This window comes from Paenibacillus sp. MT86 (genome assembly GCF_058792535.1).
Genome location: NZ_CM179499.1, coordinates 4,685,100 through 4,709,546, shown reverse-complemented (window position 1 = coordinate 4,709,546; position 24,447 = coordinate 4,685,100). Strand labels below are relative to the sequence as shown.

The 24,447-nt window shown below is 52.6% G+C and carries 16 protein-coding genes; 13 read left to right on the top strand and 3 right to left on the bottom strand.

All coding sequences use genetic code 11. The features are described from left to right. Positions 1-27: 27 nt before the first annotated feature. Positions 28-366, bottom strand: a complete 339-nt coding sequence (locus AC3RCL_RS21020; protein ID WP_036671045.1) for a L,D-transpeptidase — start codon at positions 364-366, stop codon at positions 28-30. 183 nt (positions 367-549) lie between these two features. Between AC3RCL_RS21020 and AC3RCL_RS21015 the strand changes: the two genes are divergently transcribed. From AC3RCL_RS21015 to AC3RCL_RS20965, 11 genes are all read left to right on the top strand, one after another. After that, complete coding sequence (locus tag AC3RCL_RS21015) at positions 550-2,373, top strand: sensor histidine kinase (RefSeq protein WP_456289759.1); 1,824 nt, start codon at positions 550-552, stop codon at positions 2,371-2,373. Then, positions 2,366-3,877: a response regulator transcription factor gene (locus AC3RCL_RS21010; protein WP_009589604.1), complete on the top strand. Its 1,512-nt coding sequence runs from the start codon at positions 2,366-2,368 to the stop codon at positions 3,875-3,877. Before AC3RCL_RS21015 ends, AC3RCL_RS21010 begins: the two co-directional genes overlap by 8 nt. A gap of 127 nt (positions 3,878-4,004) precedes the next feature. Continuing rightward, positions 4,005-5,483, top strand: a complete 1,479-nt coding sequence (locus tag AC3RCL_RS21005) for an ABC transporter substrate-binding protein (protein WP_458714232.1) — start codon at positions 4,005-4,007, stop codon at positions 5,481-5,483. 140 nt (positions 5,484-5,623) lie between these two features. Continuing rightward, complete coding sequence (locus AC3RCL_RS21000; RefSeq protein ID WP_165789694.1) at positions 5,624-6,553, top strand: ABC transporter permease; 930 nt, start codon at positions 5,624-5,626, stop codon at positions 6,551-6,553. Positions 6,554-6,606: 53 nt separating this feature from the next. Beyond that, entirely contained in the window at positions 6,607-7,503 is an 897-nt protein-coding gene (locus tag AC3RCL_RS20995) for a carbohydrate ABC transporter permease (protein ID WP_164817402.1), read from the top strand. Between the two features lie 26 nt (positions 7,504-7,529). After that, positions 7,530-9,827 (top strand): glycoside hydrolase family 3 N-terminal domain-containing protein, encoded by a 2,298-nt coding sequence (locus AC3RCL_RS20990; RefSeq protein ID WP_492531736.1) that lies wholly within the window; start codon positions 7,530-7,532, stop codon positions 9,825-9,827. Between the two features lie 4 nt (positions 9,828-9,831). Continuing rightward, positions 9,832-12,945 carry an alpha-mannosidase gene (locus AC3RCL_RS20985; protein WP_492531734.1) on the top strand — a complete coding sequence of 1,038 codons (3,114 nt, stop codon included), beginning with the start codon at positions 9,832-9,834 and terminating at the stop codon, positions 12,943-12,945. A 21-nt stretch (positions 12,946-12,966) separates the two neighbouring features. Next, positions 12,967-14,286 (top strand): glycoside hydrolase family 125 protein, encoded by a 1,320-nt coding sequence (locus AC3RCL_RS20980; protein WP_492531732.1) that lies wholly within the window; start codon positions 12,967-12,969, stop codon positions 14,284-14,286. Then, positions 14,283-17,423 carry a beta-galactosidase gene (locus tag AC3RCL_RS20975; RefSeq protein WP_492531730.1) on the top strand — a complete coding sequence of 1,047 codons (3,141 nt, stop codon included), beginning with the start codon at positions 14,283-14,285 and terminating at the stop codon, positions 17,421-17,423. Before AC3RCL_RS20980 ends, AC3RCL_RS20975 begins: the two co-directional genes overlap by 4 nt. Before the next feature lie 21 nt (positions 17,424-17,444). Continuing rightward, the gene (locus tag AC3RCL_RS20970; protein WP_492531728.1) at positions 17,445-20,180 is read left to right on the top strand and encodes an alpha-mannosidase; all 2,736 of its coding nucleotides are present in this window, start codon (positions 17,445-17,447) and stop codon (positions 20,178-20,180) included. Between the two features lie 141 nt (positions 20,181-20,321). After that, positions 20,322-22,238: a beta-N-acetylhexosaminidase gene (locus tag AC3RCL_RS20965; RefSeq protein ID WP_492531726.1), complete on the top strand. Its 1,917-nt coding sequence runs from the start codon at positions 20,322-20,324 to the stop codon at positions 22,236-22,238. A gap of 68 nt (positions 22,239-22,306) precedes the next feature. Here the strand turns inward: AC3RCL_RS20965 and AC3RCL_RS20960 are convergent, their stop codons facing one another. Then, the gene (locus AC3RCL_RS20960; RefSeq protein ID WP_192569190.1) at positions 22,307-22,468 is read right to left on the bottom strand and encodes a hypothetical protein; all 162 of its coding nucleotides are present in this window, start codon (positions 22,466-22,468) and stop codon (positions 22,307-22,309) included. Positions 22,469-22,557: 89 nt separating this feature from the next. Here AC3RCL_RS20960 and AC3RCL_RS20955 point away from each other — a divergent pair, with 89 nt between their 5' ends. Next, entirely contained in the window at positions 22,558-22,941 is a 384-nt protein-coding gene (locus AC3RCL_RS20955; RefSeq protein WP_096773105.1) for a VOC family protein, read from the top strand. Between the two features lie 59 nt (positions 22,942-23,000). Here AC3RCL_RS20955 and AC3RCL_RS20950 read toward each other — a convergent pair whose 3' ends face one another. Continuing rightward, complete coding sequence (locus AC3RCL_RS20950) at positions 23,001-23,375, bottom strand: L,D-transpeptidase (protein WP_255250458.1); 375 nt, start codon at positions 23,373-23,375, stop codon at positions 23,001-23,003. Between the two features lie 434 nt (positions 23,376-23,809). Here AC3RCL_RS20950 and AC3RCL_RS20945 point away from each other — a divergent pair, with 434 nt between their 5' ends. Continuing rightward, complete coding sequence (locus AC3RCL_RS20945; RefSeq protein ID WP_492531723.1) at positions 23,810-24,436, top strand: TetR/AcrR family transcriptional regulator; 627 nt, start codon at positions 23,810-23,812, stop codon at positions 24,434-24,436. Positions 24,437-24,447 lie beyond the last annotated feature (11 nt).

Here is a 24,447-nt window from a genome sequence, read left to right as displayed (position 1 = left end):
GGGATTTGAAATCACCAGTTTATGTTATTAGTTTCGTATGGTGACCCTGGTATGGATGGGCACGAGGGAAGCGAGCTCCACCACGTCCTCGTTATACATCCGAATGCAGCCATGGGAAACGGAGCGTCCGATGGATGAAGGGTCATTCGTTCCATGGATGCCGTAGTGGGGTTTGGACAAACCTAACCAGTAAGCCCCGAAAGGACCGCCGGGATTCGGTTGTTTGTTGACAATGGTGTAATTGCCGGGCGGCGATTGCGTAGCCATTTTGCCGATGGCGACCGGGAACGTGCGTACCACGATGTTGCCGTCGAGCAGGTGCAGCTGAAAATCGGACAAATCGACAATAATGCGGTATTGAGGCATGATCATCCATCTCCTTCAAGATTCATGCTATGAAACAGGGGGGAGAACGGCCCCAAAATGCTCTAAAATAGGCAAATTACACCTTCATGACTTGGTAGAAATTTCATCCGTTAAGGACGGTCGGCCGATGTTATATTTAATATGTTAAGCAGTTACAACGTTTACACCAGGAAGGGGAAGCCGATGTCTCCCGCAAGGCTATATCTAAAATATATTAAAAATAATATGTTTACCAAGATGCTGCTGTTAATCGCCCTGATTGCAGTAGTTACCATCGTCACCTTATCGTTTCTTATGTATTACTTCTTGTTTCAATCGGCCGTCCGCAGCGAGCTGGACATCCAGCGAAGTGCGGTGGAGCGGGTGGAACGACACCTGAATCAAAAATACGAGAATGCCCAGTCCTATGTGAACGACTTATACCGCAACAGCTCTTTGGGCATTGATACTTCCTATTTTCTCATGAACTCGTTCAACGAGTATATGGCCAAGCGAATGAATCGGATCGCGGGCGGGGGGCAGTCCAATTCGGACAGCGTAGTCGCTTATTTCAAGCAGAGGCTTGACGATGATCCGGATATAGAGAACATCATGCTGTACAGCGCGGAGAAGCAGTATGTCTACGTGTACAAGCAGGGCAGCATGACAAGGCTGTATCAGGCGAATGCCACGCATTCCTACATTCCCGACGTGATGGCGCTCGAAAGCCAGAGCGTCACATTGCCGAATCTATGGATACGCAAGCTGGCCGGAGACGTGACATTGCCGTTGTTCTCGATCCGAAGCCCGATTAATGATATGACCACTTACAAAAATTTGGGACAGCTGCTTATTTTGTATCGAACGGATGCGCTGGATGCCGTGCTGAACAACAGCGACGATTCCCTGAAGGGCTCCGTTCTGGTGTTGTCGGGCGACGGCCGCGTGATGTTTGACTCCTCCGGCAAATATTACGGCGAGAAGTATCCGTATGCCGACCAGCTGCTGAATTCCAAGGAAACCGTGACCCTCGATGAGGAATCCTATATTACAACGGCAGCCCATAATCAGGCAGGCTATACGGTGGTGGGCATCACGCCCAAGCGCGAAATCGCGGAATCGTTCCATGGCTTGCAGAGCACCATTATCATTGCGGCCCTGCTATGCATCGTGATTGCGGTGTCCATCCCTTCCCTGATGATCGTCAATTACTCCAGAAGAACCGATAACATTATCCGTTTTATGCGCAAGGTCGAGAAGGGAGAGTTCGTGGCCCGGATGCAGGATACCAAGGACGATCAGCTGGGGCAAATCGCAGGCAGCTTCAATGAAATGCTGGATGAGCTTTCCCGTTACATCGATAAGGTGTATAAAGCGGAGATTAACCAGAAGAACGCGGAGCTGTCCGCGCTGCAGGCGAGAATCAACCCGCATTTTTTATACAACACGCTTGAAGTGATTCGAATGAGGGCTCTCTCGCAAGGTGCGCAGGACGTCGGCGATATGATCTACAGCTTGTCGATGCTGTTCAAGAATATCGTTCAGCATAAGTCCCACTATACGCTGAAGGATGAGCTGGAAGCGTGCAGGCTTTATCTGGAGCTGTTTCGCATTCGCTATAAGGACAAGTATATTTACAAAATGCACTGCGACGATCAAATCAAGCATGTGCCGATGATCAAAATGTCGCTGCAGCCGCTGATTGAGAATTATATCGTTCACGGCCTGCGCAGCGATCAGGACGATAACTGGCTGACCATCAACGCGACGCAGGAGGATGATGAGGTCCATATCGAGATCAAGGACAACGGGAAAGGGATCCCACCGCAGCGGCTCGAGGAAATCAAATCCCGGCTGGATGTGGCCGAGTCGAGCGGAGAATCGTTTGGTCTGCGGAGCGTGAATGAGCGATTAAAGCTGACATATGGAAGTTCGTACGGAATGGACATCCAGAGTGAGCCGGGTAACGGAACGACGGTGACAGTGAAATTTCCGGTGACAGAGAGGAAGCTGAATAACGATGTATAAGGTATTTATCGTGGACGATGAGCCGTTCATTATAGAGGGATTGGTTGATGTCGTGGATTGGTCGAAGTATGGCATCGAGGTGGTCGGTCATGCGGAGAACGGCCGTCAGGCACTGGAGAAGATGGCGGTCGTTCCGGTCGACATTCTTATAACGGATATATCGATGCCCGTGATGACGGGGCTTGAATTGATCGAGGGCGCACGCAAATTAAACCGTAATCTGAAGGTGATTATCCTGAGCGGTTTCGACGACTTTGCCTATTTGAAGGAAGGCATGCGGCTCGGGATCGAGAATTATCTGCTCAAGCCGATTAACCTCAAGGAGCTGGAAGAAACGATTGCAAGCACAACGGATAAAATGAACAAATCCAGAAGGGAAATGAGACTGGACGAGTATGACATCAATATTTTGCGGAGCAACATCCTGTATCGCTGGATCACCGACCGGATTGAGCCGGAGGAGCTGGAGGAGCGGGCGACCCTTCTGGGGTTGAATCTCAATTTGCCCTATGTTATGGCATCTATCCTGAGAGCGGACTTCACGCCGCTGGAGAACTGCCTGTATCAATTAATGGACCAGGAGCCGGGCGTTCTGTATTTCCGGGACAACGACGGCGACCATGTGGTCATCTTCATGATGAAAGACCCGGATACGGAAAAAGCGAGGGCAATCCGCCTGCTGCAGCAGGTGCGGGAGCAGTGCTATGAAGAAGAGCTGAGCATCTCGCTCGGCAGCGTGGAGAGCCTCGGCGGAAATTACAAGGACAGTTATCTCCATGCCAAGGAAGCCCAGGAATACTATCTTGTTCTGGAGCAGCCCTCCTACGTGGATTATGTTGATGTTCAGGCCAAAAAGGGAGAAGCGGCGGAATCCTATTCGGTACAGTGGCCCGAGTATGCCAAAGGCATCGCCGGAAGGGATAAGCAGGTGCTGTTCGATCTGATCGACAGCGATTTTGACCGGCTTCGCCACACCCAGGGAATGAACCCGACAACCTTGAAGAGCATCGCGGTCGAAATGGTCATTCGCCTGAAACTGGAGCTGAACGATATCCAGTATACGGCCGCCCCTGATTTCGTGAAAAATACGATTACCGATATTATGGATTCCGTATCGATCGACGATCTGATCACTGCGGTAAAGGATGGGGTCGGCGGGCTGGTCGATTCGCTCAACAATGACGTGAAGAGTCCTGTCATCCAGCAGATTCTGAATCATATCCAGCACCATTACAACGAGGATTTGTCGTTGAAGGTGCTGGGAGCTAACTATCATATCCATCCGGTCTATCTGGGTCATCTGTTCCATAAAGAGACGGGAGAAAACTTCACGGAGTACATTAACCGGTACCGGATTGAGCGGGCCAAGGAGCTGCTTCGGAACTCTTCGACAAAAGTACAGGATATCGCAAAAAATGTCGGTTATTGGGAAACCGGTTATTTCTATAAACAGTTCAAAAAATTCGTTGGCGTATCGCCGAGGGATTTTAGAGGAATGCTCTGATTGATAGAATCAGAGTTTTTTTCTTTATTTTCACCATAATACCTTTAATTTTTCGCCTATGTGAAACTGCTTTCATGGGATAACCTTATATGTGTAGAGACACAAGGATTCAAAAGGGAGGATAAACATGAGTAAATCGAAAAAGAAATGGCTCCTGCCGCTAACGCTTTTATTGTCCGCGTCCATGCTGTTGTCTGCATGCGGAGGCAATAAAGAAGAGAGTGCAGGAAACGGCGGGGGAACTGCCGAGAAACCGGTTGAGCTGATCTGGTACACCATCGGAACACCTCAAAAGGATGTTGACAAGGTTGAGGCAGAAATCAATAAATACACTGCTGAGAAGATTGGTGTAACCGTTGACATGAAAATGATCGACTTCGGGGATTACAACCAGAAGATGCAGGTTATGGCAGCTTCCGGCGAACCGATGGATATCCTGTTCACAAGCTCATGGGCGTTCGATTATGTGCAGAACGCACGTAAAGGCGCATTCATGGAATTGGACGAGCTGATCGAAAGCCACGGAAAAGGCATTAAAGAAGCAATTGATCCGGCGTTCCTGGAAGGTTCCAAGGTTGACGGACACAACTATGCGATTCCGGCCAACAAAGAACTTCCTGCTCAAGAAGCATGGCGCTTTAACAAAACATTGCTCGATAAATACAATCTCGATATTTCGAACGTAAAATCGATGGAAAGCTTGGAGCCGCTGCTCAAAACGATCAAGGAAAACGAACCGAACGTCGTGCCTTTGGCCATCAGCAAAGACTTCGGACCATTGCTTCCATTTGACTACATCATCGAAAAAATGCCAATGGCCGTATACCTGGACGACAAGGAAGAACTGAAAGTCGTGAACTTCCTCGAAATGCCGGAAACGTTGGATATGCTTAAGTTGATGAACAAGTACTACAAAGCGGGATACATCTCCCCAGAAGCTGCAACAACAACTTCGACGCAAGATCTGATGACATCCGGCAACTGGTTCACGGACCGTGCGGCTACACAGCCATTCGCGGACAACCTGTGGAGCCAAAGCTACGGCTATCCGGTCGTATCTACTCCTGCCGGCGATGCAAACATCTTTAACTGGTCGGTTATGGGTTCGATGCAAGCGATTTCCGCAAACTCGAAATACCCTGAGAAAGCAATGGAGTTCCTGAACCTGCTGAACACCGACGTATATCTTCGTAACCTGGTTGACTCCGGTATCGAAGGCGTGCACTACAAGAAGCTTAGCGAGAACGTAATGGAAAACTTGCCAGAATCGAAAAACTACGACATGCCTACTTTTGCGCTTGGCAATGTCATGCTGACTTACTTGAATCCTGAAGATCCTGAGAACAAATGGGAAGAGTTCAAGAAGTTTAACGAGTCCGGCCAGCCTGCTCCGCTTCTCGGCTTCAACTTCGATCCAACCAAAGTATCCACAGAACTCGCTGCTGTCAACAACGTAAAAGAAGAGTTCTGGGCGCCGCTGATGACAGGTACCGTCAATCCTGAAGAGTTCCTGCCAAAAGCGAATGAAAAGCTGAAAGCTGCTGGTCTGGATAAGATCATCGCTGAAGCACAAAGCCAAATTGATGCTTGGAAAGCAAGCAAGTAATAACAATGCATGAAGCGGCCTGCCTGCCCTAAGGGGCAGCAGATGCCGCTGCAGCATGAACAAGGACGGGGCGGCGGATGTTCACCGCCCTTCTTTTGTTCATTTCATGCACATCACGAGGAGGGGTAAGCGTGAGAGCAATCGGACAGTTTTTCAAAAATATTATGACGAATAAGGCCATGCTGTTCATGGTTTTGCCGGGGACCCTGTGGTTTCTCTTATTCTCATATTTGCCCATGTTCGGGACCATTATTGCATTTAAGGAATACCGCTTTAGCCGAGACGGGTTCTGGGCAAGTATCGTTAATAGTGAATGGGTAGGATTCCAAAACTTTAAATTCCTGTTCAGTACCAACGATGCTTACATCATTACGCGCAACACCGTTCTTTATAATTTCGTGTTCATCATATTAGGTCTCATTCTATCCGTAGCGCTGGCTATCGTATTGTCTGAAATCGTGAACAAGAAATTGGCGAAAGTCTATCAAACCGGCATGTTTCTGCCGTACTTCCTGTCCTGGGTTATCGTAGGTTATTTCGCATTCAGTTTCCTGAGCATGGATAAAGGGATGCTGAATCAGATTCTGGGCTGGTTCGGCATGGAGCCGGTTCAGTGGTATTCCGAAGCCAAGTATTGGCCGATATTCCTGACGTTGATCAGTTTGTGGAAATCCGTAGGTTATAACAGCGTCGTCTACCTGGCGGCGATCATGGGGATCGACAAATCCTTGTACGAGGCGGCGATGATTGACGGAGCGAACAAATGGCAGCAGATTAAAGCCATCACGCTTCCGATGCTGAAACCGCTGATGACCATTTTGACTCTTCTTGCGATCGGTAAAATCTTCTACGCTGACTTTGGTCTCTTCTATCAAGTGCCAAGGGATTCGGGAACCTTGTATTCCGTAACGAACGTCATTGATACCTATGTATATCGCGGTCTGAAAACAACGGGCGAGATCGGCATGAGTACGGCTGCGGGTCTGTACCAGTCGGTAGTCGGATTTATTCTGGTTATGGTATCGAACTATGTCGTTCGTAAATATGACAAGGATAACGCATTGTTCTAATCGATCAATCTACCAAGAAGGGGGTATGTGATGTGTTCAAATCTAAAAGCAAGATGAAGGATTTCCATCAGCTTTCATCCGGGTGGAATGTCGTATTCAACCTGATTGCCGGTATTTTCGCGTTCCTGTGTGTATTTCCGTTCCTATTCGTTATGATCATTTCATTTACAGATGAAGGCTCACTGGCCCGCAACGGATACCAAATCTGGCCGGAGAAATGGAGTCTTGAAGCTTACAAATATGTATTCCAGACAGGCGATACGCTTCTTCGTTCCTACGGCGTTACGATTTTTGTCACGGTAGTGGGTACGCTGATCAGTTTGTTTATTATTTCGCTGTATGCCTATGCTGTCTCCCGTAAAGGGTTCAGATACCGGAACTTCTTCTCGTTCTTTGCATTTTTCACGATGCTGTTTAACGGGGGTCTGGTACCGACTTATATCGTTGCAACGCAATTGCTCGGCCTAAAAGATTCGATCTGGGCTTTGATCCTGCCATTGGCGGTCAATGCTTTCTATATTATGATTCTTCGAACCTTCTACAGCACCAGCGTTCCGGATGCCATCATTGAATCCGGTAAAATCGACGGTGCGAGCGAGTTTAAAATTTTCTACAAGCTGGTATTGCCGCTATCCCTGCCGGGTCTGGCAACCATCGGGTTGTTCAGCACCTTGGGGTATTGGAACGACTGGTTCAACGCATTGCTCTACATTGATGATCCGAACCTGGTTCCGCTGCAATCCATGCTCATGCGGATTGAGACCAGCATGCAGTTCATCCTGCAGAACTCTCAGAATTCATCCCTTAGCATGGCCGCTCTGCAGAGCATGCCGCAGGATACTTCGCGGATGGCGATGGTCGTTCTGGCAACCGGACCGATTATTCTGGCCTATCCGTTCTTCCAGCGCTATTTCATTCAAGGTCTGACCATCGGCGCGGTTAAAGAATAAATTCTTCATGTACCGGAGGGTATGAGATGACATATAAAGATTCCAGTAAAACCATTACGGAAAGAGTGGAACATCTTCTTGGCCTGATGAACCTGGAGGAAAAGGTTGGGCAGCTGATCCAGCCGTTCGGCTGGAAGACCTATGAAGTGAATGAAGGCCGGATTACCTTAACGGATTCATTTAAAGAGCAAGTGAAAAATGGCGGCGTCGGATCCCTTTACGGGACCCTACGCGCCGATCCATGGACCGGTGTAACACTTGAGACCGGTCTTTCTCCGCGTGAAGGAGCGGAAGCCGTCAATCACATCCAGCGCTACGCAATTGAGCAATCGCGTCTGGGTATTCCGATCCTGATCGGGGAGGAATGCTCGCATGGGCATATGGCCATCGGCGGCACGGTCTTCCCGGTGCCGCTGTCTATCGGGAGCACATGGAACGTGGATTTATACCGCGATATGTGCCGTGCCGTCGCGCTGGAAACACGCAGCCAGGGCGGAGCGGTCACCTATTCGCCGGTCCTCGACGTCGTGCGCGATCCAAGATGGGGACGTACCGAGGAGTGTTTCGGTGAAGATCCATACCTGATCAGCGAATATGCGGTCGCATCGGTCGAAGGCCTTCAAGGCGAGTCCCTGGACAGCCCGAGCAGCGTTGCGGCGACGTTGAAGCATTTTGTGGGCTATGGCAGCTCCGAAGGCGGAAGAAATGCCGGACCCGTGCATATGGGCACGCGCGAGCTGATGGAAGTGGATATGCTGCCGTTCAAGAAAGCCGTGGAAGCGGGAGCTGCATCCATTATGCCGGCCTATAACGAGATTGACGGCGTGCCGTGCACCGTCAATACCGAGCTCCTTGACGGTATTCTCCGCAAGGAGTGGGGCTTTGACGGCATGGTAATCACCGACTGCGGTGCCATCGATATGCTGGCGAGCGGCCATGATACCGCTGAAGACGGAATGGATGCCGCCGTACAGGCCATTCGTGCCGGCATCGATATGGAGATGTCGGGCGAGATGTTTGGCAAGCACCTTCTGAAGGCCGTCGAGTCAAATAAGCTGGAAGTCTCCGTATTGGACGAGGCTGTACGCCGTGTATTGACGTTAAAATTCAAACTTGGATTGTTCGAGAATCCTTATGTGGATCCGCAGGTAGCCGAGGAAGTAATCGGCACCGAGCAGCATGTCGGACTTGCCAGGCAGCTTGCGGCAGAAGGCATCGTTCTCCTTAAGAACGAAGCAAAGGCCCTGCCGTTATCCAAGGAAGGCGGCGTGATTGCCGTCATTGGACCTAATGCCGATCAAGGATACAATCAGCTTGGGGACTATACTTCTCCTCAGCCACCGGCAAGCGTGACCACCGTACTGGACGGAATTCGTGCGAAACTGGGGGATGAAGCGAAGCGTGTATTATATGCTCCGGGCTGCCGCATTAAGGACGATTCCAGGGAGGGCTTTGAATTGGCATTAGCTTGTGCGGATCAGGCCGATACCGTGGTCATGGTACTGGGCGGTTCCAGCGCACGCGACTTTGGCGAAGGCACGATCGATTTGCGCACAGGGGCATCAAAGGTTACGGATGACGCTTTAAGTGACATGGATTGCGGCGAAGGCATCGACCGGATGACGCTCCAGTTATCTGGCGTTCAATTGGAATTGGCCCAAGAGATTCATAAGCTTGGCAAGCGGATGATCGTTGTGTATATCAACGGCCGGCCAATTGCGGAGCCGTGGATCGACGAGCATGCCGATGCCATCCTTGAAGCGTGGTATCCGGGTCAGGAGGGCGGCCATGCGGTAGCGGACATTTTGTTCGGCGATGTGAATCCGTCCGGCAAACTGACGATGTCGATACCGAAGCATGTCGGACAGCTTCCGGTTTATTATAACGGCAAGCGGTCGCGTGGCAAGCGTTACCTCGAAGAGGATTCTCAGCCGCGTTATCCGTTCGGATACGGGCTTAGCTATACCGATTTCAGTTATTCGGATATTCAGATTACTCCTGAAGTGATCGGAACAGACGGTACGGCCGTTGTTTCTGTGAACGTTGCAAATAGCGGTGACCGCGAAGGCTCCGAAGTTGTACAATTATACGTAAGCGATGCTGCCAGCAAATTTACGAGACCGGCGCGTGAGCTGAAGGGCTTCCAGAAAATTTTCCTGCAGCCCGGAGAGCGGCGCAAGGTGGAATTCACTATCGGTCCGGAACAGCTTCAATATATCGGTCAAGATTTCCGGCAGGTGGTTGAACCCGGGCTGTTCCGTGTTATGCTAGGCAGGCATGTGAACGATACGCTGAGTACAGATCTGACCGTACAGGAGGGTTAAATGAATGGAACGGATTCGACGCTTTATACGCGAACTGTCGGAGCGGCAGTGGCTCGAGTCGACGGAACTTCGAGATTGGAACATTACCCGGACCACTTACATGGTTCCGGGCGTGTACGAAGATACGGCCCCTTATGCTGAAGGACAAGATTTCAACAGGTTCCCGAGTACGCAAGGGACAACCTACTTTTTTCGGAGGAACCTTGAATTGCCCACGGACTGGGTGGACGGTGCGATGGGACTTGTGTTCTACTCGGGGGGCGAGGGCTTACTGCGCATAAACGGAGTATCTTATCAGGGCTTGGACCGAAATCATACCTTCGTCAAGCTCGATCCAAAACGCACCGGCATGAATATGGAGCTTGAGATCGAGTTGTACGATCCGATTCCGGAGCCGGTGGATCCGCTGAATCAGCAGGCTGTCATACAGCCTCCGATTACTAGGGTGCAAAGCTTGCTTGTTAACGTGAACGTACCGGTTCAGAGCCTGATGTACACCGCAACCGTGATTCGGGATTCGCTTGTCCTGCTGCCGGATAGCGATATGCGGCGCATCCGCTTATTGGAGGCGCTGTATCAGGCGATGGACCGCTTTGTCAGCCTGGATGACGCCGCCATCCGGGATGGCGCTCAGGTAACCGGGATTGAGCAAGATCTGAAACAGGCGGTTACTGCCATTGGCGGCCATGCCGAAGGCACCGAGCATATGGTGGGTCAGTCGCATATCGACATCGCCTGGCTGTGGCCCGTCCGGGAAACCGTGCGGAAAACCAGCCGGACCTTCTCCAGCATGGATGCGCTGATGAACGAATATCCCGAATTCAAGTACGCGCAGAGCCAGCCTTTGCTGTACCAATTTCTGAAGGATCACGATCCCGAGCTGTACGAGAGAGTGAAGGCCAGAATCAAGGAAGGGCGCTGGGAGCTTGTCGGCGGGATGTGGGTCGAACCGGACCTGAACATTCCGAGCGGGGAGTCCCTCATGCGTCAAATGCTGTATGGGCAACGCTTCTATCAAGAAGAGTTTGGCTTGACATCTCATATTGAATGGCTGCCGGATACGTTCGGATACTGTGCATCCCTGCCTCAGATCTTGAAGCATGGGGGCATTCGTTATTTCATGACAACCAAGCTTGGCTGGAACGATACGAATGTGTTTCCTTACGACCTGTTCCATTGGGTTGGGATCGATGGAACACCGATGTTATCCTATCTCAATCACGGCGTGAACGAAAACACGCTGCCAAAAGATGTTCACGAGCATTGGCAGTCCTACCGCCAAAGAGCCGTTCATCCGGAGCAGATGCTGCTTTATGGACATGGTGACGGCGGAGGCGGCGTAACCCGCGAAATGTTGGAATATATCGACCGGGCCGAGCTTATGGTGGGTCAACCGGCCAGCAAGTACAGCACGGCTGCCGAGTTTTTCGGCGGGATCGAGGAAACACAGCCGAAGCTGCCGAAATGGCGCGGGGACTTATACCTTGAGCTTCATCGCGGTACCTATACGACGCATGCACGAAACAAGCGCCATAACCGGAAAGCGGAAATCCTGTTCCGCGAGGCGGAGCTATGGAACTCGGTGGCTTTCCCGTCGATGGACAACGAGAAGAAGCAGGGCATCGTCAGCGAGCTGCATGACGGCTGGAAGTTGATTTTGCTGAATCAATTTCATGATATTATTCCGGGCTCTGCCATTACGGAGTCTTACGTCACCTCTGAGAAGGAATACGCAGAGGTGTTCCAAAAAGGAAACCACAGCCTCCATGTTGGACTTCAGGTATTGGCGGACCAGGTCGATACAGAAGGGGAAGGCATTCCGTATGTCATCTTCAACGGACTTGGATGGAGCAGAGATGCCGTCATTTCGATTGAAGGAGAGCAGGGACTCGCTCCGTATGATTCAGATGGAGCGCTGCTGCAGTACGATGCCCAAACCGAAGAGAACGGTAAAGTCTCTCACCGCTTGAATGTTTATGTTCAAGGCATCCCGGCTTTGGGATACAAGACCATTTGGTTAAAGCAGCCGGCAGGAAACAAAGCGGTGGCGGAGAATTCTACTACAGTGTTCGCAGATTCCTGGGAAACGGATTTTTATAAGGTCAGCTTCAATGAGCGCGGCGAAATCACGAGCCTGTGGGATAAAGAGGCTCATCGGGAAGTGGTCAAGCCGGGCGAAGCCGCGAACCGCTTCCACTTCTTCCATGACCGTCCGACGCTGTGGGACGCATGGGATATCGATACCCGTTACGAGGAGCAATTAGCCGGAGAGGCGGAGCTGATCGAGAAGAAGCTGGTGTCTGCGGGCGAAGTCCAGGATGTGCTGCGTTTCCGCTGGCGCATTCATCAGTCGGAGATCACGCAGGATATGATTTTTTATCATCATGACCGACGGATCGACTTCAAGACGTTTGTCAGCTGGAACGAATCGCATAAATTGCTGAAAGTCGGTTTCCCGATCGGCGTCGTTGCCGAGAAGGCCACCTACGAGATTCCGTTCGGAACCATTGAGAGACCGACTCATCGCAATACGAGCTGGGAGCAGGCGCAATATGAAGTCTGCGGACACCGCTTCGCGGATGTGTCGGAGCATGGATACGGCGTCAGCCTGATCAACGACTGCAAATACGGATATGATGTTCAGGACAGCACGATCCGGCTGTCGCTGCTGCGCGCGCCGAAATGGCCTGATGTCACGGCGGATTTGGGAGAGCATGAGTTCACGTATTCCCTCTATCCGCATAACGGAGACTGGAGAAGCGCCGGAATCGTCCGCAAAGCAGCCGAGCTTAATCATGATCTGCCATGGGTGAGAACAAGTTCGAAGAAGGGTTCGCAGCCTGCCGTGCATTCGTTTATTCCTTTCGAGAGCGATCACGTTATCCTGGATACCGTTAAGCCGGCAGAAGACGGCACGGGGTACGTCCTTCGGATGTATGAGTCCGCGGGCGGCCGGGATGCGGCAACAGTGAGCTGGCCTTATCCTTGCGAAAGGGTCCATCGATCCAACGCCTTGGAAGAAGAACTCGAACAACTGGATATCGCGGAAGGAAGGTTAACCCTTCAATTCCTGCCGTACGAGATCAAAACCATCAAATTGACCACACAACATACTTAGTCAAAGGAGCCAGAACAAATCATGGAACAATTCAGACTCCCCAAAATACCAATGCCGGAGCTAGAGCTGCCGCAATCCATTCAGGCGGTTTTGCAAGAGGCCGAAGAAAAGCTGGCGCACCGTCCCAAGCTGCTTCAGCTGTTCAAGAACACGTTCCCGAACACGCTGGAAACGACCACCAAATTGATGGAGGATGGCACGACGTTTGTGATCACCGGCGATATTCCGGCCATGTGGCTGCGCGATTCGGTAGAGCAAGTGATCCATTACATTCCGTTTGCCAAGAACGATCCGCAGCTTCAGCGGATTTTAAGCGGATTGATCAAACGCCATTTTCAATATATTCATATCGATCCTTATGCCAATGCCTTTAATGAATCGGCCAACGACTGGCACTGGAACACGACCGACGAAACGGACATGTCGCCATGGGTATGGGAGCGCAAATTCGAAATCGATTCGCTGTGCTTCTCCGTTCGCCTGGCCTACCTGTACTGGAAGGAAACCGGCCTGACGGATGTGTTCGACGCCAACTTTAAGTCGGCTATGATCAAAATCATCGAGCTGTTTAAAACCGAACAGCACCATTTCGAGAAATCGCCTTACCGTTTCACGCGGGATAACGGAATTCCAACCGACTCCTTGCGCAACAACGGTCTCGGCATGCCTGTGAATTATACGGGCATGATCTGGTCGGGCTTCCGTTCAAGCGACGATGCCTGTGATTTCCACTACAACATTCCGGGGAACATGTTTGCCGTTGTAGCCCTTCGTCAAATGCAGGAATTCGCGGAATGGGTGTTCCGTGACATGAAACTGCTGGATGATTTGAAACGACTTGAAGCCGACGTGGATCACGGAATTCAGCTGTACGGCATCTATCGTCATCCGGAGTTCGGTCCGATCTACGCCTATGAAACGGACGGTTACGGAAATTACTGCCTGATGGATGATGCGGGCACTCCAGGATTGATGTCCATTCCTTATCTGGGATATTGCTCTGCAGATGATCCTATCTACCAGAACACCAGACGGTTCGCGCTCAGCAAAGAAAATCCTTTCTACTACGAGGGGACCGTTGCCAAAGGCATCGGCAGTCCGCACACGCCGCCGGATTATATCTGGCATATGGCCTTGTCGATGCAGGGGATTACGGCGCAGACGGCAGAAGAGAAGCTGGAGATGATTGCGCTGCTGGAAGCGACCGATGCCGATACCGGCTTCATGCATGAAGGGTTCCATGCCGACGATCCGAAAGTCTTCACCAGATCGTGGTTTGCCTGGTCCAACAGCCTGTTCTCGCAATTGGTGTATCAGGCGATGAAAGCAGGGATTCTATGAGCGGGCGCTTGATTGTATTCTACGATCCGTCCTTTCCGGCAGCAGAAGCTGCCGGTTTGCCGGCTAGCGCCGCGGCTCTGAATGCATTCGATGCGGTGTGCGGCGCCGAGGACCTCGCTGAAGCGCTGGCATCGTCAGGCGGACAAGGTGCAAGCTTTGTCAATTTGCACGCGCCTTATTTTCCGAAATCCGCCTGGAGAGCGATTCTGGACTTTCTGAGAAACGGCGGCGGCTTGGTCAGCGTTGGCGGCGCACCCTTCAAGCGTCCTGTCCGCAAAGAGGACGGCGCTTGGGTGGTGGAGCACGAACAGACGGCGTATCACCAGCAGCTTCATATTCATGAGGTGCTGCCTGTGGACAGCGGGCGTGTCGATCATTTGATTGCAAGCGACGTTATACCGCTGATGGAGGGCAGCCGGGAACGGTTAACCGTCAGCGATACGTGGAATTTGGTTCCGCATGTCACCAAGAGCAGTGATCTGCCTCATCAAATGGGATCGGCCGGGCCGATGGATACCCGGATTTACCCGCTCCTTAAGGGAAGCACGGCGAACGGGAGAGAGGTCGCCGCTCCGGTTGTTTTATGGGAAAATGTCGGCGGACCTTTCTTGGGCGGACGCTGGCTGTTTGTGAATCAGCCACTCACCGCTTCCTTCTGGGAACAGGATGGAGGAGCAGAGGTGCGCCGCTGGGCGGCATTCTGCGCGAAGGGGATTACCGAGCTGTGGATCAAGCCGAATTATGCGACCTACGAGTCCGGCGAGCGCGCGATTCTGACCCTGCAGGCCCAAAGGCTTGGCCGGAGCCTGCCGGTTCATGAGCCGCAGCACTGGACGTTCCGCATCTCTGTCAAGCGAGACGGGGATGAATCTTCCGAATGGAATCATACCGTTACCGTCGACGTGACCGGGCAATTTCATGTACAGCGCATCCCGGTTGCGCTCGATATCAAGCCGGGAGCTTATCGCGTGGTGTGCGAAGCCGAAGGGCCGGACGGAGAAATCCGCAGGCTGAGACAAGGCTTCTGGGGAGCTGATCCGCAGCTGCTGCAAGCAGGCTCGCCCGTAACCTGCAACCGGGATTACTTCATCAAGGACGGCCGTCCGCTGCCGGTTGTCGGCATGACGTACATGACGTCCGATGTCGCGCGTAAATTCCTGTTCCTTCCGAATACGGATGTATGGGATCGTGATATGGCGCAAATGCGGGGTGCCGGCATCAACTGGATCCGTACCGGCATTTGGACCGCTTATCGCAATATTATGCAGGTGGACGGGCATGCATCCGAGGAGGTTATGCGTTCGATTGACGCCTTCCTGTTAACGGCGAAGAAGCATGATCTGCAGGTAACGTTTACCTTCTTCTCCTTCACGCCGGAGACATGGGAAGGCCAGAATCCTTACCTCGATCCGCGAAGCGTGGAAGCGCAGAAGCGTTTCATACGTTCCATCGTGACAAGGCACAAAGACACAAAGAATGTGGACTGGGACCTGATCAACGAGCCTTCTATGTTCGATCCGCCGCAAATTTTCTCGGACGGTCCGCGTTCGGCGAAGGATCCGTTCGAGCGGCAGGCTTATGTCGATTGGCTGAAAAAGCGTCACGGCTCGATTGAGCGTTTACAGGAACGCTGGAACATGACGGCCGATCAGCTGCCGGGTTTTGACTCCGTGGTACCTCCGGAGCCTCAAGCCATAAATTTTGACGTTCAAGACATGCACCAGGGGAAAAAGGGCGGGCAATGGCTCGATTATGTATTGTTCTCCATGGATATGCATAACCGCTGGGCCAAGGAATTATATGAAGATATCAAAGCGGTGTGCCCGGATCATATGGTGACCGTCGGACAAGACGAGGCGCTTGGCGCACAGCGTCCATCCCCGTTCTTCTATGCCGAAGCGGTGGACTATACGACGGTTCACTCCTGGTGGTTCAACGACTATTTGATCTGGGACGGCATCTTTGCCAAAACCCCGGATAAACCGAACCTGATTCAGGAAACGGGCATTATGTACGTGGAAACACCGGACGGCCGGGCGAAGCGGAGCGAAGCCGAGCTTCGGAACCTGCTGGAGCGCAAGTATGCTTACGCTTTCTCTACCGGTGGCGCAGGAGCCATTCATTGGATCTGGAACACGAACTTCTACATGGATAATGCCAATGAATCGCATATCGGAGCTGTCCGCGCCGATGGCACGGAGAAACCGGAAGCGGACGTATCCTATGATTTCGGCGCCTTCATGGAAGGCATCCGGGATTTGTTTGCAGGCCGGAAGCTTGAAGAGACCGCGGTCATCTTCCCTTATTCCAACGATTTCTCCAACCGGAAGCTTGCGTTTGAAGCGACGACGAAGGCGACGCGCGCGCTTGCTTACGAGCTGAACGTGCCGTTCCGTGCCGTTGGGGAGTATGATTTAAGCTCGCTGCGCAGCAATCCGGCGAAATTCATCATTCTGCCGAGCGCCCACAATGTGGATGACCAGGCGTTTGCCGAATTGATAACGATCGTGGAGGAAACGGGAGCCACGCTGCTCCTGACCGGTCCGATCGGTCTGGATGCTTACTGGCATCCGGTTGATCGCATGACCGCAGAGCTGGGCGAGCGCAAGCTGGCAAATGTGCGCCGGGAAGAAAGCTTGCGCCTAGGGGATCGTGCATGGCCCGTTTCATATGGGCACCGCAAGATTGCCGAGCTGAGCAAGGAAATTCCGGCAGGCAGCGTGGCTAAACCGGCAGACGCAGCCGGCGACTCGATCGTGGACGTGAAGCTTGGGGCAGGACGTCTGCTCTGGAGCCCGCTTCCGGTAGAACTGAACGACCGGATCGACGCCATTTCGGCTTTGTACCGGCATGCATTGGAGCTTTCCGCAGCCGACACGGGGCTGATCTGGAATCAAGGCGGAGAACATTCGGGCGTATACGGACGCAAAGTAACGTTTGAAGAAGGAGCGCTCTTCGTCTTCGGCTCAGAGCAATCGTGGGATGCGAACGTCGAGGTGAAGGATCCTTCAACCGGCCTTACCTATTCATTCGTGCTTGAGGCGGATCGCTCGGTCTTGTTCGCAGTGGATGCGAGCGGCGACCTGTTATCGGTGTACCGTCCGGATGAAGTCGAAATCACCGTATCGAAAGGCTAACATAAGGGGGACTAAGTAGAGATGGACCAATCCAGAAAGGCACATATCATTTCTCATACTCACTGGGACCGCGAGTGGTATTTGCCGTACGAAAAGCACCATGTGCGGTTAATCGAGCTGATGGACAGCTTGCTTGAGACGATGGAAAAGGACTCGGAATACCGCAGCTTTTTCCTTGATGGCCAGACGATTATTATCGAAGATTATTTACAGGTAAGACCTGAGAAAAAAGAACAGCTGGAGAAGCTGATCACGGACGGCCGCATCATCATCGGTCCTTGGTACATCCTGCAGGATGCTTACCTGACGAGCAGCGAAGCCAACGTGAGAAATATGCAGATCGGGCACCAGGATGCGAAGCGGTACGGCACGGTTGCCAAAATCGGGTATTTCCCGGATACGTTTGGACTTACGGGCCAAATCCCGCAGCTGATGCTCCAGTCCGGCATCGATAACGCCTTCTTCGGGCGGGGCGTGAAGCCGACGGGCTTTAACAATACCGTCTCCGACAGCGGCTATGAATCTTCGTTCTCCGAGCTGATGTGGGAAGGTCCGGACGGCTCCAAGGTGCTGGGCATCCTGTTTGCCAACTGGTACAGCAACGGCAACGAAGTTCCCGTGGATGAAGCCGAGGCGAAGGCGTTCTGGGACCGCAAGCTTGCGGATGCCGAGAAGTACGCTTCCACGCCTGAGCTGCTGTACATGAACGGTTGCGACCATCAGCCGATTCAGACTGATCTTCCGGAAGGCATTCGTACAGCGACGAAGCTGTATCCGGATACGGAGTTTATCCACTCCAATTTCGACGATTACTTGAAAGCGGTCCGCGAGAAGCTGCCGCAGGATCTTTCCTCCGTCAAAGGAGAGCTCCGCAGCCAGCGCACCGATGGATGGGGAACGCTCGTGAACACCGCTTCTGCGCGCGTATACCTGAAGCAGATGAACCAGCGCGGCCAGACTCTGCTGGAAAAAGTGGCCGAGCCGCTGGCATCCTACGCCAGCCTGCTTGGCAAGGAGTATCCGCATCATCTGTTCACCTATGCGTGGAAGACGCTGATGCAGAATCATCCGCATGACAGCATCTGCGGCTGCAGCGTGGACGAAGTTCACCGCGAGATGGTCACCCGCTTCGAGAAAAGCGCCCACGTGGCGGAAAATATCGTGGACGACAGCGTGCGCGTCATCGCGGATGCGGTGGACACGACCGGATTCGAGCAATGGGGCACCGACCCGCTGCCGCTGGTCGTATTCAATACGACAGGATGGGAACGCAGCGGTACGGTCAGCATCGAGCTGGACGCGAAACGCCTCTATTTCCGGGAAGGCTATTCGCTTGAGGAAACCAGCCGCCGGATGAAGGAAGTCGACTTGTCCGGCCGCGTGCTGGTTAACGCTGAAGGTCAGGCCGTGCCTTGCACCGTAGAGGACCTCGGACTTCAGTTCGGGTACGATCTGCCGGACGACCGTTTCCGCCAGCCGTACATGTGCCGCCGCGTGAGGCTGACTTTCGAGGCAAGCGACATTCCTGCCATGGGCTTGACTGCCTATGCTTGGGTGAAGAGCGAAGTGAAGCCTGCCGAGACGGGATCCCTGATCAGCCAGTCGAACGTGTTGGAAAACGACCTGATCAAGGTCGAAATCCAAGCGGACGGTTCCTTCTCCCTGACGGATAAAAAGAACGGACAAGTATACCGCGATCTGGGCGTTTATGAAAATACCGGAGACATCGGTAACGAATATATGTACAAACAGCCGGACGGCGAAGTTCCATTGACAACCAAAGGACTGACCGCCGAAATTACGGTTCTGGAAGACACGCCTTACCGGGCATCCGTTGAAATCGTTCATAACTGGTCCATACCGGCTATGGCGGACAGCAAGCTGGATGAAGAGCAGCATGAGCTTGTGTATTATCCGAACCGCAAAGCGCAAAGATCAAGCGAGATGGTGCCGATGCGCATACGTACCGTGGTCAGCTTGAACCGCAGCGGCAAAGGCGTGGAGATCGAAGCCACGTTGGATAATCAGGCGAAGGATCATCGGGTGCGTGCTTTGTTCCCGACCGATTTGGAGGCATCTTCCCATAACGTGGATTCCATGTTCGAAGTGGCGAAACGGGATAATAACCCGGCTGCCGAATGGGAGAACCCGAGCTACACGGCTCATCAACAGGCCTTCGTGGACGTTACGGCGGCTGCGGCAGGACTGACGGTGGCCAACCAGGGCTTAAACGAGTACGAAGTCCTGCGGGACGGTCGGAATACGATTGCCGTTACGCTGCTTCGCTCCGTAGGCGAGCTCGGCGATTGGGGTTACTTCCCGACGCCTGAAGCCCAGTGCATCGGCGTTCATACGGTACGTATGGAGGTCATTCCGCATCAGGGCGACGGCATCGCTTCAGGCGCTTATGCCGAGGCTTACCAGTTCCAGATTCCATGGACGGCTGCCCAGACCGGCGTTCATAACGGGCAGGTGGCTTCCACCTCTGCGCCGCTGGCATGGAGCCGCGAAGAGCTTGCATTCTCTTCCCTGAAAGTGAATCCGAACACAGGGGACTTGATGCTGCGCTGGTTCAATATGGCAGGCACAGATGCTGAGCTTGCGCTGACATCTTCCCTTCCGTCCCAGGGCGTGTATAAGAGCAATATTCTGGAGGAAGAGGGAGCGGTTCAAAGCTTTGACAATCACGGAAGCTTTACGCTGCCGGTGAAACCTTATGAGATCTTGACGCTGGGCGTAAAAGTTTCAGCCGAGTAAGTTTCGATCAAATATACGCCGGGCATGGTGATCCATCCCGGCTAGCAAAAGCCCGATTCCGAAATGACAGGGATCGGGCTTTGCTGTCTTGCAAGGTGATAGGCAGCATCTCAAAAACGAAAACGGAATGGAGGTATGGACATGAAGATCTATTTTGATAACCTGCCGGAGAAGCTGCTTGAAGGGGTTGGCGAGCTCTCGGACATATTGGATATCCGCATTACGGAGGGAGAGGGCCTAAAGATTCGGGTCATTCAGGCTCCAGGACCGATCCAGGCGTCATTAAAGGATGGGCAGGGGACGATCCGATACCAGGAGAAGATTCATTTTTTTCGTGCTTTAGGGGTGTTTCTGGAGCAGGCGAGGGAGCGTGACCGGTTCGAGCTAACCGAGGAGCCCAGGTTTGACTTCAACGGCACGATGCTTGACGTTTCGCGCAATGGCGTGCTTAAGGTTCCGGTGATCAAGCAGTTTATCCGCTATATGGCTTTGATGGGGCTGAACGGGCTGATGATGTATACCGAGGATACGTACGAGGTGAAAGAGCAGCCGTATTTCGGTTATATGCGCGGCCGGTACACGGCTTCGGAAATGAAGGAATGCGACGATTACGCGGACCTGTTCGGCATCGAGATGATCCCCTGCATCCAGACTTTGGGGCATCTGCAGCAAGCGCTGAAATGGGGCTATGCCGCGGATTTGAAGGATCATGCGGATATTTTGCTTGCAGGCGAGCCGAAGACGTATGCTTTCATCGAACAGATGATCACCGCCGCATCCGGGATGTTCCGTTCCAAGCGGATTCACATCGGGATGGACGAGGCGTTTCAGGTCGGCCTTGGCAAGTATTTAAAATTGAACGGCGTCCAGGACCGGTTTCAGATTATGAATGACCATGTCAGCCGGGTGCTTGCCATTACCGAGCGTCTCGGACTCCGGCCGATGATCTGGAGCGACATGTATTTTAATTTGCTGGCCAACGATTATCAAGGTTCGCTGTACAATCTGGATGCGGATTTTTCCGACGATAATATGAGCCGCATTCCCCAAGGCGTCCAATTCGTGTATTGGGATTACGGACGTAGGGATGAACAGGGGTATGAGCGGCTGTATGAGAAGCATATGAAGCTGGGCTCCAAGCCGATTTTTGCCGGCGGCATTCATATGTGGAACAGCATCAGCCCGAACAACGGCAAGACCTGGATGACCAGCCATCCTGCCCTGCGCGCCGCCAAAACGAAAGGGATCCGCGAAGTCATCGCAACTGCCTGGGGGGATAACGGAAACGAAACCAACCACCTGGTCATCCTGGCGGGCCTCCAGCTGTTTGCCGAGCATGGGTACGGAGACGATATCAGCGACGAGCTTCTGGCAAGAAGGCTTGCGGCCTGCACGGGCATCGATTTGTTCGGACCGCTGAACGCGCTGAAATATATGGATGAGGTTCCCGGCGTGTCGGAGGGAAATCACTGGATGGCCAATCCCTCGAAGTATTTGTTGTGGCAGGATCCTTTGCTGGGGCTGCTGGACAAGCATGTGGAGGGGGAAGCGGATTCCGTTCTGCCTGGACATTACGCCGGTCTGGAGCAGAGATGGCGGGAATGCAAGGAACAGTACCCGGCACCGTTTAACCGCCTGTTTGATTTTTATGAAAAATTGGCCTCGGTCCTCGTTATCAAGAGCACCCTGGGCGTTACGTTGAAAAGGCTCTACGACACAGGCAACAAAGACCGGCTTGCTGAGCTTGCTTCCGCGGCGGATTCCCCGTTAAACGACCTGAAGCGGCGCATCGAGGCATTGCGTTTATCGCACAGGGGACTGTGGATGAGCACGTATAAGCCATTTGGCTGGGAGGTGCTGGATCTCCGCTACGGCGGGCTGCTCGCGCGAATCTCCTCTACGCGGGACCGCCTTGCGGATTATGTGGAAGGCGTAGTCGACGAAATCGAGGAGTTGGAAGCCGACCGGATGCTCTTCGATCAGAATGGTCTAACCGACAGACCGCTGGAGGTTAATGTAACCTATCAGGCGGCCGTGACGGCGGCCTGCTTCATCTAATGAAAAAGCTGCTCTTCCAAGGTCACTGTAGACGCTTGGAGGGCAGCCTTTTTTCTAAGGGGCTTGGGTTATGGCTTCTCCCCTTGTGTTTGTTCTTTCTCGTAGGCAATCAGCGTAATCTCTTTGCCCGTCAGCTCGGCAATTTTGGTTTCGGCGTCTTCAATTGCCTTCAAAGTGCCTTCATTTCCGTTGAGCGCAGCGATTTTGTATTCATTCGAATGGATATCCATGGTGAACTCCCCCCCTTGGCTGGTTAATTCATGTTATATAATGATAAGGTATCCTTTACAATAAAGTTACATACCTGGGGGTGGGATTCATGATTCAATTTGAAGGACTGCACCATGTGAGCTTGGCGGTGCGCGACTTGGAGAAGGCGAAGTTTTTTTACTCGGACGTTCTCAAGTTTCGGGAGCTGCCGCGCCCGCCGTTTGATTCGAAAGGGGTATGGTATGCCGTCGGGGACCAGCAGCTCCATCTGTTGGAGCATCCCGTCAGCGATACGCTGCGGGAGCGGGGCATCGATACAACGGACGGACATTTCTCGGTATGGGTGAAGAGCTACCGCGAAACCAAGGAATGGCTGGACCGGATGAACGTCGAGTATGTAGCCAAACCCGACAGCGTTGCAGGCTTCGCCCAGATATTCGTGCTCGATCCGGACCGCAACATTATTGAATTCGGAGCCGAGTACGGCTCGTAAAACGTTAAACCTAAAAAGCCAAACACTTGTGCAGTGTTTGGCTTTTTCATGGTCGCGCCTTATTTTTGGATGAGGACGGGGGTGTTCATTTTCACCTTGTCGTAGAGCCATCGCACGTCCTTGTTGTGCATCCGGATACAACCCGCGGATACGTACTTTCCGATCGAATTCGCGTTGTTGTTGCCGTGGATGGCATAAGCGTAACTGGTTCGGCCGTTCACTTTCACATTAATGCCGAGCCAGCGGTCCCCAAGCGGGTTGCGGGGGTCTCCTCCCTTGATGCCTTCCTTGTAGTACGGTCTGTTCTTCACTTTCTCGTGGATTTTGAACAGTCCTTCCGGCGTATAGGAGGGTTTTTTGCCGGTGGCCACGGGGAATGTTTTTATGACCTTGCCCTTTTCGTAATACGTCAGCTTGTTGGTGGATTTGTCAATGACGATAAACTGTGCGTACTTGGTGTACTTACTGTCCAGCTTCTGTCCTGCTGCCGCACCTTGGGTAACGGAGGGGAGAAAGAATACGAGCAGTAAGGCGAAGACCAGTATGCGGCCGATGCCCTTAATGATGTCCGATCACCTCTTTTCGTTCTCCCCCATATATATGCGGGGATTCGCGAATGTTGACGGAAATGTGCAGCTGCCGGAAATAGAACAAGTTGTTTTCAAAGATCAAGCGACAGGGGCATTATGGGACATTCCATCTAAAAAACGATAGTGTCATGGCTGCGCTCAATTTGTGCTTTTAAGGGACTTTGCTGTAAGGGGTAGCGTAAATTACTGATGGTATTTGAAAACGACATGAGTGTCGTTTATAATATGACATAAAAAACGATACCAGTGTCAGTTTAAGGTCGAAGGTGGGGAGGATTATGTGTCCAAGGGTCAGCGACGAATACAAGCAGCAGAAAAAGCTTGAAATCTTGAGAGCAGCCAGGCGCGTCTTTATTAGGAAGGGCTATACCCGCACCGTGATGCAGGACATCATGGAGGAAGCCGGCATGTCCCGCGGCGCCGTGTACGCGTATTTTGGCAATGTGCAGCATGTTTTTCTGGAGGTTCTGCGTTATGACGATCAGGAGGCGATCCGTTTTTTTGAACCGGATTCGCCATATTCGATATGGAAGCAATTGTTGGACTGGATCAAGAAACAGCAGGAGGACATCTCGCTGATCCATCACTCGCTTGTACTCGCCAGGGCGGAATACTTCCTGTCTTCCTCTTATGATCATGCGAAGCAAGAAGATCCCTATATTACCGAACGCTATCAGATTACGGTAGAGGCTCTATGCGGGGTCATCCGGAAGGGGCAGGAGCAGGGGGAGATTCGGCCGCGTCTGGAACCGGAAGCCATCGCACGGTACATGATCTCGTTTCTCAACGGACTCATGCTGGATACCTTCCAGCTTGGGACTGGGGTGACTTGCGTGCCGGAGCAGCTGGAATCTTTCCTCTTCTCTCTCGGCGAAATGCTAAATCCGATAACCATAGAATCATGATGACAGAAAGG

Bases quoted from the DNA above. Each gene is read 5' to 3' on its own strand.
- AC3RCL_RS20955 (WP_096773105.1), top strand. From the start codon at position 22,558: ATGATTCAATTTGAAGGACTGCACCATGTGAGCTTGGCGGTGCGCGAC.
- AC3RCL_RS21010 (WP_009589604.1), top strand. From the start codon at position 2,366: ATGTATAAGGTATTTATCGTGGACGATGAGCCGTTCATTATAGAGGGA.
- AC3RCL_RS20980 (WP_492531732.1), top strand. From the start codon at position 12,967: ATGGAACAATTCAGACTCCCCAAAATACCAATGCCGGAGCTAGAGCTG.
- AC3RCL_RS21020 (WP_036671045.1), bottom strand. From the start codon at position 366: ATGCCTCAATACCGCATTATTGTCGATTTGTCCGATTTTCAGCTGCAC.
- AC3RCL_RS21015 (WP_456289759.1), top strand. From the start codon at position 550: ATGTCTCCCGCAAGGCTATATCTAAAATATATTAAAAATAATATGTTT.
- AC3RCL_RS20995 (WP_164817402.1), top strand. From the start codon at position 6,607: ATGAAGGATTTCCATCAGCTTTCATCCGGGTGGAATGTCGTATTCAAC.
- AC3RCL_RS20975 (WP_492531730.1), top strand. From the start codon at position 14,283: ATGAGCGGGCGCTTGATTGTATTCTACGATCCGTCCTTTCCGGCAGCA.
- AC3RCL_RS20990 (WP_492531736.1), top strand. From the start codon at position 7,530: ATGACATATAAAGATTCCAGTAAAACCATTACGGAAAGAGTGGAACAT.
- AC3RCL_RS20945 (WP_492531723.1), top strand. From the start codon at position 23,810: ATGTGTCCAAGGGTCAGCGACGAATACAAGCAGCAGAAAAAGCTTGAA.
- AC3RCL_RS20970 (WP_492531728.1), top strand. From the start codon at position 17,445: ATGGACCAATCCAGAAAGGCACATATCATTTCTCATACTCACTGGGAC.
- AC3RCL_RS20985 (WP_492531734.1), top strand. From the start codon at position 9,832: ATGGAACGGATTCGACGCTTTATACGCGAACTGTCGGAGCGGCAGTGG.
- AC3RCL_RS20965 (WP_492531726.1), top strand. From the start codon at position 20,322: ATGAAGATCTATTTTGATAACCTGCCGGAGAAGCTGCTTGAAGGGGTT.
- AC3RCL_RS20960 (WP_192569190.1), bottom strand. From the start codon at position 22,468: ATGGATATCCATTCGAATGAATACAAAATCGCTGCGCTCAACGGAAAT.
- AC3RCL_RS21005 (WP_458714232.1), top strand. From the start codon at position 4,005: ATGAGTAAATCGAAAAAGAAATGGCTCCTGCCGCTAACGCTTTTATTG.